12 protein-coding genes are annotated in these 12,629 nt (G+C 69.8%); all 12 read right to left on the bottom strand.

Going from position 1 to position 12,629, the window contains the following annotated elements; genetic code table 11:
• Window positions 1-5 precede the first annotated feature (5 nt).
• Genes nuoL through ABTZ54_RS04730 form a run of 12 tightly spaced genes read right to left on the bottom strand, consistent with a single transcriptional unit; the run spans window position 6 to window position 12,460 of the window.
• On the bottom strand, window positions 6-1,901 hold the full coding sequence (nuoL, locus tag ABTZ54_RS04785) for an NADH-quinone oxidoreductase subunit L (protein WP_351657247.1): 1,896 nt from the start codon (window positions 1,899-1,901) through the stop codon (window positions 6-8).
• Window positions 1,902-1,911: 10 nt separating this feature from the next.
• Window positions 1,912-2,211, bottom strand: coding sequence for an NADH-quinone oxidoreductase subunit NuoK (gene nuoK / locus ABTZ54_RS04780; protein ID WP_046908839.1), 300 nt, complete (start codon window positions 2,209-2,211; stop codon window positions 1,912-1,914).
• Window positions 2,208-3,029 (bottom strand): NADH-quinone oxidoreductase subunit J, encoded by an 822-nt coding sequence (locus tag ABTZ54_RS04775; RefSeq protein ID WP_351657244.1) that lies wholly within the window; start codon window positions 3,027-3,029, stop codon window positions 2,208-2,210. The genes nuoK and ABTZ54_RS04775 overlap by 4 nt, the downstream gene beginning before the upstream one ends.
• Window positions 3,026-3,604: an NADH-quinone oxidoreductase subunit NuoI gene (gene nuoI, locus ABTZ54_RS04770; protein ID WP_351657242.1), complete on the bottom strand. Its 579-nt coding sequence runs from the start codon at window positions 3,602-3,604 to the stop codon at window positions 3,026-3,028. Before nuoI ends, ABTZ54_RS04775 begins: the two co-directional genes overlap by 4 nt.
• The gene (gene nuoH, locus ABTZ54_RS04765; protein ID WP_351657239.1) at window positions 3,597-4,961 is read right to left on the bottom strand and encodes an NADH-quinone oxidoreductase subunit NuoH; all 1,365 of its coding nucleotides are present in this window, start codon (window positions 4,959-4,961) and stop codon (window positions 3,597-3,599) included. The genes nuoI and nuoH overlap by 8 nt, the downstream gene beginning before the upstream one ends.
• Entirely contained in the window at window positions 4,958-7,396 is a 2,439-nt protein-coding gene (locus tag ABTZ54_RS04760; protein WP_351657237.1) for an NADH-quinone oxidoreductase subunit G, read from the bottom strand. The genes nuoH and ABTZ54_RS04760 overlap by 4 nt, the downstream gene beginning before the upstream one ends.
• Window positions 7,393-8,742 carry an NADH-quinone oxidoreductase subunit NuoF gene (gene nuoF / locus ABTZ54_RS04755; protein ID WP_351657235.1) on the bottom strand — a complete coding sequence of 450 codons (1,350 nt, stop codon included), beginning with the start codon at window positions 8,740-8,742 and terminating at the stop codon, window positions 7,393-7,395. Before nuoF ends, ABTZ54_RS04760 begins: the two co-directional genes overlap by 4 nt.
• On the bottom strand, window positions 8,742-9,485 hold the full coding sequence (gene nuoE / locus ABTZ54_RS04750) for an NADH-quinone oxidoreductase subunit NuoE (RefSeq protein ID WP_351657233.1): 744 nt from the start codon (window positions 9,483-9,485) through the stop codon (window positions 8,742-8,744). Before nuoE ends, nuoF begins: the two co-directional genes overlap by 1 nt.
• Window positions 9,482-10,804, bottom strand: coding sequence for an NADH-quinone oxidoreductase subunit D (locus ABTZ54_RS04745; RefSeq protein WP_351657231.1), 1,323 nt, complete (start codon window positions 10,802-10,804; stop codon window positions 9,482-9,484). The genes nuoE and ABTZ54_RS04745 overlap by 4 nt, the downstream gene beginning before the upstream one ends.
• On the bottom strand, window positions 10,801-11,532 hold the full coding sequence (locus tag ABTZ54_RS04740) for an NADH-quinone oxidoreductase subunit C (protein WP_351657228.1): 732 nt from the start codon (window positions 11,530-11,532) through the stop codon (window positions 10,801-10,803). The genes ABTZ54_RS04745 and ABTZ54_RS04740 overlap by 4 nt, the downstream gene beginning before the upstream one ends.
• The gene (locus ABTZ54_RS04735; RefSeq protein WP_235456089.1) at window positions 11,529-12,083 is read right to left on the bottom strand and encodes a NuoB/complex I 20 kDa subunit family protein; all 555 of its coding nucleotides are present in this window, start codon (window positions 12,081-12,083) and stop codon (window positions 11,529-11,531) included. The genes ABTZ54_RS04740 and ABTZ54_RS04735 overlap by 4 nt, the downstream gene beginning before the upstream one ends.
• 17 nt (window positions 12,084-12,100) lie before the next feature.
• Window positions 12,101-12,460, bottom strand: coding sequence for an NADH-quinone oxidoreductase subunit A (locus ABTZ54_RS04730; protein WP_053644853.1), 360 nt, complete (start codon window positions 12,458-12,460; stop codon window positions 12,101-12,103).
• Between the last annotated feature and the right edge of the window lie 169 nt (window positions 12,461-12,629).

The raw sequence follows: 12,629 nt of genomic DNA, 5'->3' as shown, positions 1-12,629 counted from the left end.
GGGAGTTACACCGCCCTCATCAGCAGGGTCGCGGCGATGAGCACCGCCACACCTCCGAACATGGAGACCGCGTACGAGCGGGCGTAGCCGTTCTGCAGCTTGCGGAGCCGACCGGACAGGCCGCCGACCGAGGCCGCGGTGCCGTTGACGACCCCGTCGACGAGGCTGTGGTCGACGTAGACCAGGGAGCGGGTGAGGTGCGTGCCGCCCCGGACGAAGACGACGTGGTTGAAGTCGTCCTGGAGCAGGTCGCGGCGGGCCGCCCGGGTGAGCAGCGAGCCGCGCGGGGCGGTGACCGGGACCGGCCGGCGTCCGTACTGGAGGTAGGCGAGGCCGACGCCCAGGAGCATCACGGCGACGGTCGCGGCGGTGATCGCCCCGGCGCTGATCGGCGGGTGCCCGTGCTCGAAGGAGGTGACCGGCTCCAGCCACTTCACGAAGCGGTCGCCGATCCCGAAGATCCCGCCGGCGAAGACGGAGCCGAAGGCGAGCAGGATCATGGGGACCGTCATGGACTTGGGCGACTCGTGCGGGTGCGGCAGCTCGCCCTTCTCGTCGGGCTGCCAGCGCTTCTCACCGAAGAAGGTCATGAACATCACGCGGGTCATGTAGTACGCGGTGATGGCGGCGCCCAGCAGGGTGACCGCGCCGAGGATCCAGCCCTCGGTGCCGCCCTTGGCGAAGGCCGCCTCGATGATCTTGTCCTTGGAGAAGAAGCCGGACAGGCCGGGGAAGCCGATGATCGCTAGGTAGCCGAGGCCGAAGGTGACGAAGGTGACCGGCATGTACTTCCGCAGGCCGCCGTACTTCCGCATGTCCACCTCGTCGTTCATGCCGTGCATGACCGAACCGGCGCCGAGGAAGAGCCCGGCCTTGAAGAAGCCGTGGGTCACCAGATGCATGATCGCGAAGGCGTAGCCGATGGGGCCGAGGCCGGCCGCCAGGATCATGTAGCCGATCTGCGACATCGTCGAGCCGGCGAGCGCCTTCTTGATGTCGTCCTTCGCGCAACCGACGATCGCACCGAAGAGGAGCGTGACGGCGCCGACCACGGTGACGACGAGCTGCGCGTCGGGCGCCGCGTTGAAGATGTCGGCGGAGCGGACGATCAGATAGACACCGGCGGTCACCATGGTGGCGGCGTGGATGAGGGCGGAGACCGGGGTCGGGCCCTCCATCGCGTCGCCTAGCCAGGACTGGAGCGGCACCTGGGCGGACTTGCCGCAGGCCGCGAGGAGCAGCATCAGGCCGATCGCCGTCAGCTTGCCCTCGGAGGCCTCGCCGGCCGACGCCAGGACCGGCCCGAAGGCGAAGGTCCCGAAGGTGGTGAACATCAGCATGATCGCGATCGACAGGCCCATGTCGCCGACCCGGTTGACCAGGAAGGCCTTCTTGGCGGCGGTGGCCGCGCTGGGCTTGTGCTGCCAGAAGCCGATCAGGAGGTACGAGGCGAGGCCGACGCCCTCCCAGCCGAAGTAGAGCAGCAGGTAGTTGTCGGCGAGGACGAGCAGCAGCATCGCCGCCACGAACAGGTTCAGGTAGCCGAAGAAGCGGCGGCGCCGCTCGTCGTGCTCCATGTACCCGATCGAGTAGACGTGGATGAGCGTGCCGACCCCGGTGATGAGGAGCACGAAGGTCATCGACAGCTGGTCGAGCTGGAAGGCGATGTCCGCCTGGAAGCCCTCGACGGGGATCCAGGTGTACAGCGTCTGGTGCAGGGCCCGGTCGTCGGCGCTCTTGGAGAGCATGTCGGCGAAGAGCACCAGGCCGATGCCGAAGGAGACGGCGGCGAGCAGGGTGCCGAGCCAGTGCCCGGCCCGGTCGAGCCGCTTTCCGCCGCACAGCAGGACGGCGGCTCCGAGCAGGGGCGCCGCGACGAGCAGCGCAATGAGGTTGTCCACGGTCAGCCCCTCACAGCTTCATCAGGCTGGCGTCGTCGACCGAGGCCGAATGGCGGGCACGGAAGACGGACACGATGATCGCGAGTCCGACGACGACCTCCGCGGCGGCGACGACCATCGTGAAGAAGGCGATGATCTGGCCGTCGAGGTTGCCGTGCATACGGGAGAAGGTGACGAACGCGAGGTTGCAGGCGTTGAGCATCAGCTCGACGCACATGAAGAGCACGATCGCGTTGCGCCGGATGAGCACGCCCACCGCGCCGATGGTGAACAACAGCGCGGAGAGATAGAGATAGTTGACGGGATTCACCGCGAGGCCTCCTCTGCGTCCCGGCCCAGTCGCTCCTCGGAGCGCTGTTCGAGGGCCTTGAGGTCGGCGAGCGCCTCGCTGGACACGTCCCTGATCTGGCCCCGCTTGCGCAGGGTCTGCATGACGCTCAGCTCGGCCGGGGTGCCGTCCGGCAGCAGGCCCGCGACGTCCACCGCGTTGTGCCGGGCGTAGACGCCGGGGGCGGGCAGCGGCGGGAGGTGCTTGCCCTCGCGCACGCGCTGCTCGGCCAGCTCGCGCTGGGTGCGGGCGCGTTCGGTGCGCTCGCGGTGGGTGAGCACCATCGCGCCGACGGCGGCGGTGATGAGCAGCGCGCCGGTGATCTCGAAGGCGAACACGTACTTGGTGAAGATGAGGGCGGCGAGGCCCTCGACGTTGCCGCCGGAGACGGTGTTGGCGGTGCCCAGGCCGTTGAACTCGGTGAGCGAGGCGTGGCCGATGCCGGTGAACAGCAGGACGCCGAAGCCGAGTCCGCACAGGGCGGCCCACCAGCGCTGCCCCTTGATGGTCTCCTTCAGCGAGTCCGCGGCGGTGACACCGACCAGCATGACGACGAAGAGGAAGAGCATCATGATCGCGCCGGTGTAGACGACGACCTGGACGATGCCGAGGAAGTAGGCGCCGTTGGCGAGGTAGAACACCGCCAGGATGATCATGGTGCCGGCGAGGCAGAGCGCGGAGTGCACGGCCCGCTTCATGAGGATCGTGCACAGGGCGCCGATGACGGCGACCGTGCCGAGCACCCAGAACTGGACGGCCTCACCCGTGGAAGTCGCGTAGGAGGCGAGGGTCACGCTCATGCGTCCGCCCCCTCCGGCTCGCCCTTCTCGCCCTTGGACACGGCGACCTGCCGGACGGTGCCGGGCGCGGCCTCGGTGACCAGGCCCCGGTAGTAGTCCTGCTCGTCCATGCCCGGGAAGATGGCGTGCGGGGTGTCGACCATGGTCTCTTCGAGGCCCGCGAGGAGCTGCTCCTTGGTGTAGATCAGGTTCTCGCGGGAGGAGTCGGCCAGCTCGAACTCGTTGGTCATCGTCAGCGCGCGCGTGGGGCACGCCTCGATGCACAGCCCGCACAGGATGCAGCGGGCGTAGTTGATCTGGTAGACGCGGCCGTAGCGCTCGCCCGGGGAGTAGCGCTCCTCCTCCGTGTTGTCCGCGCCCTCCACGTAGATGGCGTCGGCGGGGCAGGCCCAGGCGCACAGCTCGCAGCCGACGCACTTCTCCAGACCGTCGGGGTGACGGTTGAGCTGGTGCCGCCCGTGGAAGCGGGGCGCCGTCGTCTTCTGCTGCTCCGGATACTGCTCGGTCAGCCGCTTCTTGAACATGGCCTTGAAGGTCACGCCGAAGCCGGCCACCGGATTCTGGAAATCAGACACCGTCCGTCTCCCTTCCGTCACTCTCTGTAGCAGTATCGGGGCCGCCACTGACAATGAGCTCCCGCTCGGCGCGGGGCCTTCGACGCGGAACGGGCGGCAAGGACTGTCCCGGCTTCGGCGGTACGGGGAAGCCGCCCGCCATCGGGTCGAACGGCCTGGCGTCCTCGGTCTCCGAGACGGCCGCCGCCTTGCCCTTCCTGTCGCGCAGGACGTCCACGACGAAGGAGATCAGCAGGACTCCGAGGACGGCCCCGGCGACGTACAGCACGATGGACTGGAAGGCGTAGTTCTCGTTGCGCAGCGCCCGGACGGTGGCGACCAGCATCAGCCAGACCACCGAGACCGGCAGCAGCACCTTCCAGCCCAGCTTCATCAGCTGGTCGTAGCGGACGCGGGGCAGCGTGCCGCGCAGCCAGATGAAGAAGAAGAGCAGCAGCTGCACCTTGAGGACGAACCAGAGCATCGGCCACCAGCCGTGGTTGGCGCCCTCCCAGAAGCCGGAGATCGGCCACGGGGCGCGCCAGCCGCCCAGGAACAGGGTCACGGAGACGGCCGAGACGGTCACCATGTTCACGTACTCGGCGAGCATGAAGAGCGCGAACTTGATGGACGAGTACTCGGTGTTGAAGCCGCCGACCAGGTCGCCCTCGGACTCCGGCATGTCGAAGGGGGCGCGGTTGGTCTCGCCCACCATGGTGACGATGTAGATGATGAAGGAGACCGGCAGCAGCACGACGTACCAGCGGTCGGCCTGCGCCTCCACGATCGTCGAGGTCGACATCGACCCGGAGTAGAGGAAGACGGAGGCGAACGCGGCGCCCATGGCGATCTCGTACGAGATCATCTGCGCGGCCGAGCGCAATCCGCCGAGCAGCGGGTACGTGGAGCCGGACGACCAGCCCGCCAGGACGATGCCGTAGATGCCGACGGAGGCGACCGCGAGGATGTAGAGCATCGCGATCGGCAGGTCGGTCAGCTGCATCGTGGTGCGCTGGCCGAAGATCGACACCTCGTTGCCGGCCGGGCCGAAGGGGATCACGGCGATGGCCATGAAGGCAGGGATGGCGGCGATGACCGGGGCGAGGACGTAGACGACCTTGTCCGCCCGCTTGACGATCACGTCCTCCTTCAGCATCAGCTTGATGCCGTCGGCGAGCGACTGGAGCATGCCCCAGGGACCGTGCCGGTTGGGACCGATGCGCAGCTGCATCCAGGCGACGACCTTGCGCTCCCACACGATGGAGAAGAGCACGGTCACCATCAGGAACGCGAAGCAGAAGACCGCCTTGACGAGGACGAGCCACCAGGGGTCGCGTCCGAACATCGACAGGTCTTCGGCGGCGAGCAGCGTGTTCATGCCTCCACCTCCGTGAGGGTGGCCGGGCCGATGCGGACCAGGTCGCCGGGGCGGGCGCCGGTGCCGGCGAGGACGCCGCGGCCCGCCGAGTTCAGCGGGAGCCAGACCACCCGGTCGGGCAGTTCGGTGACCTGGAGGGGGAAGCGGACGGCGCCCGCGGGCCCGGCCACTTCGAGGGTGTCGCCGTCCTTGACGCCGGTGGCGGCGGCGGTGGCGGCGGAGAGCCGGGCGACGGCGGCGTGCCGGGTGCCGGCGAGCGCCGTGTCGCCCTCCTGGAGCCGCCCGAGGTCGAGCAGCAGCCGGTGCCCGGCGAGGACGGCCTCGCCGTCGCCCGGGCGGGCGGCGGACTGGCCGGGCTCGGCGGGCTCGGTGGCCCGCTCGCCGGTCCAGCCGCCGAGCCGGTCCAGCTCGCGCCGTACGGACCGCAGGTCCGGCAGGGCCAGGTGGACGTCCATGGCGTCGGCCAGCATGTGCAGCACGCGGGCGTCGGCCGGCGGCAGCGTCCGGGTCATCTGCTCCGGCTTCAGCGCCGCCTCGAACAGGCGGGCGCGGCCCTCCCAGTTGAGGAAGGTGCCGGGCTTCTCGGCGACCGCGGCGACCGGCAGGACCACGTCGGCGCGCTCGGTGACCGCGCCGGGCCGCAGCTCCAGCGAGACCACGAAGGCCGCGTCGAGGGCCTCGCGGGCGCGGGCCGGGTCCGGCAGGTCGTCGACGTCGACGCCGCCGACGAGCAGCGCGCCGAGTTCGCCGGTGGCGGCGGCCTCGACGATCTGGCCGGTGTCGCGGCCGTAGCCGTGCGGGAGTTCGCGGACGCCCCATACCCCGGCGACCTCCTCCCGCGCGCGCGGGTCGGTGACGGGCCGGCCGCCGGGCAGCAGCGCCGGGATGGCGCCCGCCTCGACGGCGCCGCGCTCTCCGGCCCGGCGCGGGATCCACACCAGCTTCGCGCCGGTGGCGGTCGCGGCGCGCAGGGCGGCGGTGAGCGCCCCGGGCACCCCGGCGAGCCGCTCGCCGACGGCGATGACGGCGCCGTCCTGGCGCAGCGCCTCGGCCGCGGCGAGCCCGTCGGCGGAGAGCCCGGTCCGGGAGGTGAGGGCGTCGAGCCACTCGGTCTCGGTGCCGGGGGCGGCGGCGAGCAGGGTGCCGCCGGTCTTCTCCAGGCCGCGGGTGGCGAACGCGGCGACCGCGAAGGTCTTCTGGCCCTTCTTCTTCCAGGCCTTGCGCAGCCGCAGGAAGACGCCGGGGGCCTCCTCCTCGGACTCCAGACCGACCAGGAGCACGGCGGGAGCGGCTTCCAGCGAGGTGTACGTGACACCCGTGCCGTCCAGGTCGCGGCCGCGTCCGGCGACGGCGGAGGCGAGGAAGTCGGCCTCCTCGCCGGAGTGGACGCGGGCCCGGAAGTCGACGTCGTTGGTGTCGAGGGCGACCCGGGCGAACTTGGCGTACGCGTAGGCGTCCTCGACGGTCAGCCTGCCGCCGGCCAGGACGCCGGTGCGCCCGCGCACGAGCCCGCGCGCGGCGGCTTCGAGCGCCTCGGGCCAGGAGGCCGCCTCCAGGACGCCGGTCTCGGGGTTGCGGACCAGGGGCGTGGCGAGCCGGTCGCGCTGCTGCGCGTACCGGAAGCCGAAGCGCCCCTTGTCGCAGATCCACTCCTCGTTGACCTCGGGGTCCTCGGCGGCGAGCCGCCGCATGACCTTGCCGCGGCGGTGGTCGGTGCGGGTCGCGCAGCCGCCCGCGCAGTGCTCGCAGACGCTCGGCGTCGACACCAGGTCGAAGGGGCGGGAGCGGAAGCGGTAGGCGGCCGAGGTGAGCGCGCCGACCGGGCAGATCTGGATGGTGTTGCCGGAGAAGTACGACTCGAAGGGGTCGCCCTCGCCGGTGCCGACCTGCTGGAGCGCGCCGCGCTCGACCAGCTCGATCATCGGGTCGCCCGCGACCTGGTTGGAGAAGCGGGTGCAGCGGGCGCAGAGCACGCAGCGCTCGCGGTCGAGCAGCACCTGGGTGGAGATGTTGACGGGCTTCTCGTACGTCCGCTTCTTGCCCTCGAAGCGGGACTCGGCCTGCCCGTGGGACATGGCCTGGTTCTGCAGCGGGCACTCGCCGCCCTTGTCGCAGACCGGGCAGTCCAGCGGGTGGTTGATGAGCAGCAGCTCCATCACACCGTGCTGGGCCTTCTCGGCGACCGGCGAGGTCAGCTGGGAGCGGACCACCATGCCGTCGGTGCAGGTGATGGTGCAGGAGGCCATCGGCTTGCGCTGGCCCTCGACCTCGACGATGCACTGGCGGCAGGCGCCGGCCGGGTCGAGGAGCGGGTGGTCGCAGAAGCGGGGGATCTCGATGCCGAGCTGCTCGGCGGCCCGGATCACCAGGGTCCCCTTGGGGACGGAGATCTCGATCCCGTCGATGGTCAGCGTGACCGCGTCCTGGTCTGTCATGCGTTCACCTCCCGGTGCTTGTCCGCCCAGGCGGTGGACTTGGCGGGGTCGAAGGGGCAGCCCTGGCCCGTGATGTGCTGCTCGTACTCGTCGCGGAAGTACTTCAGCGAGGAGAAGATCGGCGAGGCGGCGCCGTCGCCGAGGGCGCAGAACGACTTGCCGTTGATGTTGTCGGCGATGTCGTTCAGCTTGTCGAGGTCGGACATGACGCCCTTGCCGGCCTCGATGTCGCGGAGCAACTGGACCAGCCAGTACGTGCCCTCGCGGCAGGGGGTGCACTTGCCGCAGGACTCGTGGGCGTAGAACTCGGTCCAGCGGGTGACGGCCCGCACCACGCAGGTGGTCTCGTCGAAGCACTGGAGCGCCTTGGTGCCGAGCATGGATCCGGCGGCGCCGACGCCCTCGTAGTCGAGCGGGACGTCGAGGTGCTCCTCGGTGAACATCGGGGTGGAGGAGCCGCCGGGGGTCCAGAACTTGAGCCGGTGGCCGGCCCGCATCCCGCCGCTCATGTCGAGGAGCTGGCGCAGGGTGATGCCGAGCGGGGCCTCGTACTGGCCGGGCGAGGTGACGTGCCCGCTGAGCGAGTAGAGCGTGAAGCCGGGGGACTTCTCGCTCCCCATGGAGGTGAACCAGTCCTTGCCCTTGTTGAGGATCGCGGGAACCGACGCGATGGATTCGACGTTGTTCACCACAGTGGGGCAGGCGTACAGACCGGCGACCGCGGGGAAGGGGGGACGCAGCCGGGGCTGGCCGCGGCGCCCTTCGAGCGAGTCGAGCAGCGCGGTCTCCTCGCCGCAGATGTACGCGCCGGCGCCGGCGTGCACGGTGATGTCGAGGTTCAGGCCGCTGCCGAGGATGTCCCGGCCGAGGTAGCCGGCCTCGTACGCCTCGCGGACCGCCTCGTGCAGGCGGCGCAGGACGGGGACGACCTCGCCGCGCAGATAGATGAACGCGTGCTCGGAGCGGATCGCGTAGCAGGCGATGATCATTCCCTCGATGAGGGAGTGCGGGTTGGCGAAGAGCAGCGGGATGTCCTTGCAAGTGCCCGGCTCCGACTCGTCGGCGTTGACGACGAGGTAGTGCGGCTTGCCGTCGCCCTGCGGGATGAACTGCCACTTCATCCCGGTGGGGAAGCCCGCGCCGCCGCGGCCGCGCAGGCCGGACTCCTTGACGTACGCGATGAGGTCGTCGGGCGACATGGCGAGCGCCTTGCGCAGGCCCTCGTAGCCCTCGTGCCGCCGGTAGGTGTCCAGGGTCCAGGACTCGGGCTCGTCCCAGAACGCCGACAGGACGGGCGACAGCAGCTTCTCGGGGCTGCTGTTGTTGATCTCGGCCGCCAAGGTCATCACTCCCCCTCCTCACGGGCCGACTCGCCCCGCGGGTGACCGATCCGGCGCTGGGGGGTCTCCCCCTTGGCCAGGCGAAGGCCGACGAGCGAGGCGGGGCCCGCGCCGCCGGTGGCCTCGACGGCGCCCTCGCGCTCGTCGGGGAAGCCCGCCAGGATGCGGGCCGTCTCCTTGAAGGTGCACAGCGGCGCACCACGGGTGGGTGCGACGGGACGCCCGGCCAGCAGGTCGTCGACGAGCCGCTTGGCGGAGTCGGGCGTCTGGTTGTCGAAGAACTCCCAGTTCACCATCACCACCGGCGCGAAGTCGCAGGCCGCGTTGCACTCGATGTGTTCGAGGGTGACCTTGCCGTCGGGGGTCGTCTCGTCGTTGCCGACGCCGAGGTGCTCCTTGAGCTCCTCGAAGATGGCGTCGCCGCCCATGACCGCGCAGAGCGTGTTGGTGCAGACGCCGACCTGGTAGTCGCCCGAGGGCTTGCGCCGGTACATCGTGTAGAAGGTGGCGACCGCGGTCACCTCGGCGGTGGTCAGGCCGAGCGTCTCGGCACAGAAGCGCATGCCGGTACGGGTGACGTGGCCCTCCTCCGACTGCACGAGGTGCAGCATCGGCAGGAGCGCGGAGCGGGACCCCGGGTAGCGGTCGATGATCGCCTTCGCGTCCTCCTCCAGCCGGGCGCGGACCTCGGCGGGGTAGTCGGGCGCGGGCAGTTGGGGCATCCCGAGACTGGTGTGTCCGTCCGTCATCGGTCGACGCCTCCCATCACGGGGTCGATGGACGCGACGGCGACGATGACGTCGGCGACCTGGCCGCCTTCGCACATCGCGGCCATGGCCTGGAGGTTGGTGAAGGACGGGTCCCGGAAGTGGACCCGGTAGGGGCGGGTGCCGCCGTCGGAGACGACGTGCACGCCGAGTTCGCCCTTGGGCGACTCGACGGCCGCGTAGGCCTGTCCGGCCGGGACCCGGAAGCCCTCGGTGACCAGCTTGAAGTGGTGGATCAGGGCCTCCATGGAGGTGCCCATGATCTTCTTGATGTGGTCGAGGGAGTTGCCGAGTCCGTCCGGGCCGAGGGCCAGCTGGGCCGGCCAGGCGATCTTCTTGTCGCCGACCATGACCGGGCCGGGCGCGAGCCGGTCCAGGCACTGCTCGACGATCCGCAGCGACTGGCGCATCTCCTCCAGGCGCACGAGGAAGCGCCCGTACGAGTCGCAGCTGTCGGCGGTCGGGACCTCGAACTCGTAGTTCTCGTAGCCGCAGTACGGGTCGGTCTTGCGCAGGTCGTGCGGGAGGCCCGCGGAGCGCAGGATCGGTCCGGTGGCGCCGAGCGCCATGCAGCCGGTGAGGTCGAGGTAGCCGACGTCCTGCATGCGGGCCTTGAAGATGGGGTTGCCGGTGGCCAGCTTGTCGTACTCCGGCAGGTTCTTCTTCATGGTCTTCACGAACTCGCGCACGGCGTCGACGGCGCCCGGCGGGAGGTCCTGGGCGAGGCCGCCGGGGCGGATGAACGCGTGGTTCATGCGCAGGCCGGTGATCAGCTCGTACAGGTCCAGGATCATCTCGCGGTCCCGGAAGCCGTAGATCATGATCGTGGTGGCGCCGAGCTCCATGCCGCCGGTGGCGATGCAGACCAGGTGCGAGGAGAGCCGGTTGAGTTCCATCAGGAGCACCCGGATCACGCTCGCCCGGTCCGGGACGTCCTCGGTGATGCCGAGCAGCTTCTCCACGCCGAGGCAGTACGCCGTCTCGTTGTAGAACGAGGTGAGGTAGTCCATGCGCGTGACGAAGGTGGTGCCCTGCGTCCAGGTCCGGTATTCGAGGTTCTTCTCGATGCCGGTGTGGAGGTAGCCGATGCCGCAGCGGGCCTCGGTGACGGTCTCGCCGTCGATCTCCAGGATGAGCCGGAGCACGCCGTGGGTGGACGGGTGCTGGGGGCCCATGTTGACGACGATGCGCTCGTCGTCGGCCTTGGCCGCGGACTGGACGACCTCGTCCCAGTCGCCGCCGGTGACCGTGTAGACGGTCCCTTCCGTCGTCTCCCTGGGGGAGGCAGAGGGGGTGTTCACGAGTACGACCTCCGCTGGTCCGGAGCCGGGATCTGGGCGCCCTTGTACTCGACGGCGATGCCGCCGAGGGGATAGTCCTTGCGCTGCGGGTGGCCCGGCCAGTCGTCCGGCATCATGATCCGGGTGAGGGCGGGGTGGCCGTCGAAGACGATGCCGAAGAAGTCGTACGTCTCGCGCTCGTGCCAGTCGTTGGTCGGGTAGACCGGGACCAGCGACGGGATGCGCGGGTCGCCCTCGGGGGCCGAGACCTCCAGGCGCAGCAGCCGGCCGTGGGTGAGCGAGCGCAGGTGGTAGACGGCGTGCAGCTCGCGGCCCTTGTCGCCCGGGTAGTGGACGCCGGAGACGCCGGTGCACAGCTCGAAGCGCAGGGCGGGGTCGTCGCGCAGGGTGCGGGCGACCCGGACCAGGTGCTCGCGCTCGATGTGGAAGGTGAGCTCGCCCCGGTCGACGACCGTCCGCTCGATGGCGTTCTCCGGGAGCAGGCCCTGCTCCTCAAGGGCGCCTTCGAGTTCGTCGGCGACCTCGTCGAACCAGCCGCCGTACGGGCGGGAGGCCGGTCCGGGCAGCCGCACCGAGCGGACCAGGCCGCCGTAGCCGGAGGTGTCGCCGCCGTTGTTGGCGCCGAACATGCCGCGCTGGAGGCGCACCTCCTCGCCGTGCTCGCCGCGCTGGCCCGGAAGGTTCTGCGCGCTGAGCTCCTTCTCGGGGTTCGGGGTTTCGTCGCTCACCGGAGCAGACCCTTCATCTCGATGGTGGGCAGCGCCTTGAGCGCCGCCTCCTCCGCCTCGCGGGCCGCTTCCTGGGCGTTCACGCCCAGCTTGGAGGTCTGGATCTTCTGGTGCAGCTTGAGGATCGCGTCCATCAGCATCTCCGGGCGCGGCGGGCAACCCGGCAAATAGATGTCAACCGGCACAATGTGGTCAACGCCCTGCACAATCGCGTAATTGTTGAACATTCCGCCCGAAGACGCGCAAACCCCCATGGAGATGACCCACTTGGGGTTCGGCATCTGGTCGTAGACCTGCCGCAGGACGGGCGCCATCTTCTGGCTGACACGGCCGGCCACGATCATCAGGTCGGCCTGGCGCGGGGAGCCGCGGAAGACCTCCATGCCGAAGCGGGCCAGGTCGTAGCGGCCGGCGCCGGTCGTCATCATCTCGATGGCGCAGCAGGCGAGGCCGAAGGTCGCGGGGAAGACGGAGGCCTTCCGGACCCAGCCCGCGGCCTGCTCGACGGTGGTCAGCAGAAAACCGCTGGGCAGCTTCTCTTCGAGTCCCATGGGTGCTCCTCAGCCCCTCAGTCCCATTCCAGGCCGCCGCGCCGCCACACGTAGGCGTAGGCGACGAAGACGGTGAGCACGAAGAGCAGCATCTCCACGAGCCCGAAAATCCCCAGGGCGTCGAAGGTGACCGCCCAGGGGTAGAGGAAGACGATCTCGATGTCGAAGACGATGAAGAGCATCGCCGTCAGGTAGTACTTGATCGGGAAGCGGCCGCCTCCGGCCGGAGTGGGCGTCGGTTCGATGCCGCACTCGTAGGCCTCAAGTTTTGCCCTGTTGTACCGCTTTGGCCCGATTAGCGTGGCCATGACCACGGAGAAGATCGCAAACCCCGCACCCAGGGCACCGAGCACGAGGACGGGCGCGTACGCATTCACGCTCCTCGCTCCTTCCAGTCGTCCTTGACCGTTGGACCGCACGGTCGGGCCGCCCCGCGACACGGAAGATCGCTCCCATGTGAGGCAGTTCACAAGCCCGACTGCCCCGCATCTTAAGCCCGGCCCTCTGTGATCTGCGACACGGGGTACAGCAACGACTTTGTGATCT

Source organism: Streptomyces sp. NPDC094032 (genome assembly GCF_040303965.1).
In the GTDB taxonomy this organism is placed as follows: domain Bacteria; phylum Actinomycetota; class Actinomycetes; order Streptomycetales; family Streptomycetaceae; genus Streptomyces.
This window is presented reverse-complemented; position numbering and strand designations above follow the sequence as displayed.

Excerpts from the sequence above, each read along its gene's own strand:
- ABTZ54_RS04775 (WP_351657244.1), bottom strand. The coding sequence starts at position 3,029 with ATGAGCGTGACCCTCGCCTCCTACGCGACTTCCACGGGTGAGGCCGTC.
- nuoH (WP_351657239.1), bottom strand. The coding sequence starts at position 4,961 with ATGAACACGCTGCTCGCCGCCGAAGACCTGTCGATGTTCGGACGCGAC.
- ABTZ54_RS04760 (WP_351657237.1), bottom strand. The coding sequence starts at position 7,396 with ATGACAGACCAGGACGCGGTCACGCTGACCATCGACGGGATCGAGATC.
- nuoF (WP_351657235.1), bottom strand. The coding sequence starts at position 8,742 with ATGACCTTGGCGGCCGAGATCAACAACAGCAGCCCCGAGAAGCTGCTG.
- nuoE (WP_351657233.1), bottom strand. The coding sequence starts at position 9,485 with ATGACGGACGGACACACCAGTCTCGGGATGCCCCAACTGCCCGCGCCC.
- ABTZ54_RS04735 (WP_235456089.1), bottom strand. The coding sequence starts at position 12,083 with ATGGGACTCGAAGAGAAGCTGCCCAGCGGTTTTCTGCTGACCACCGTC.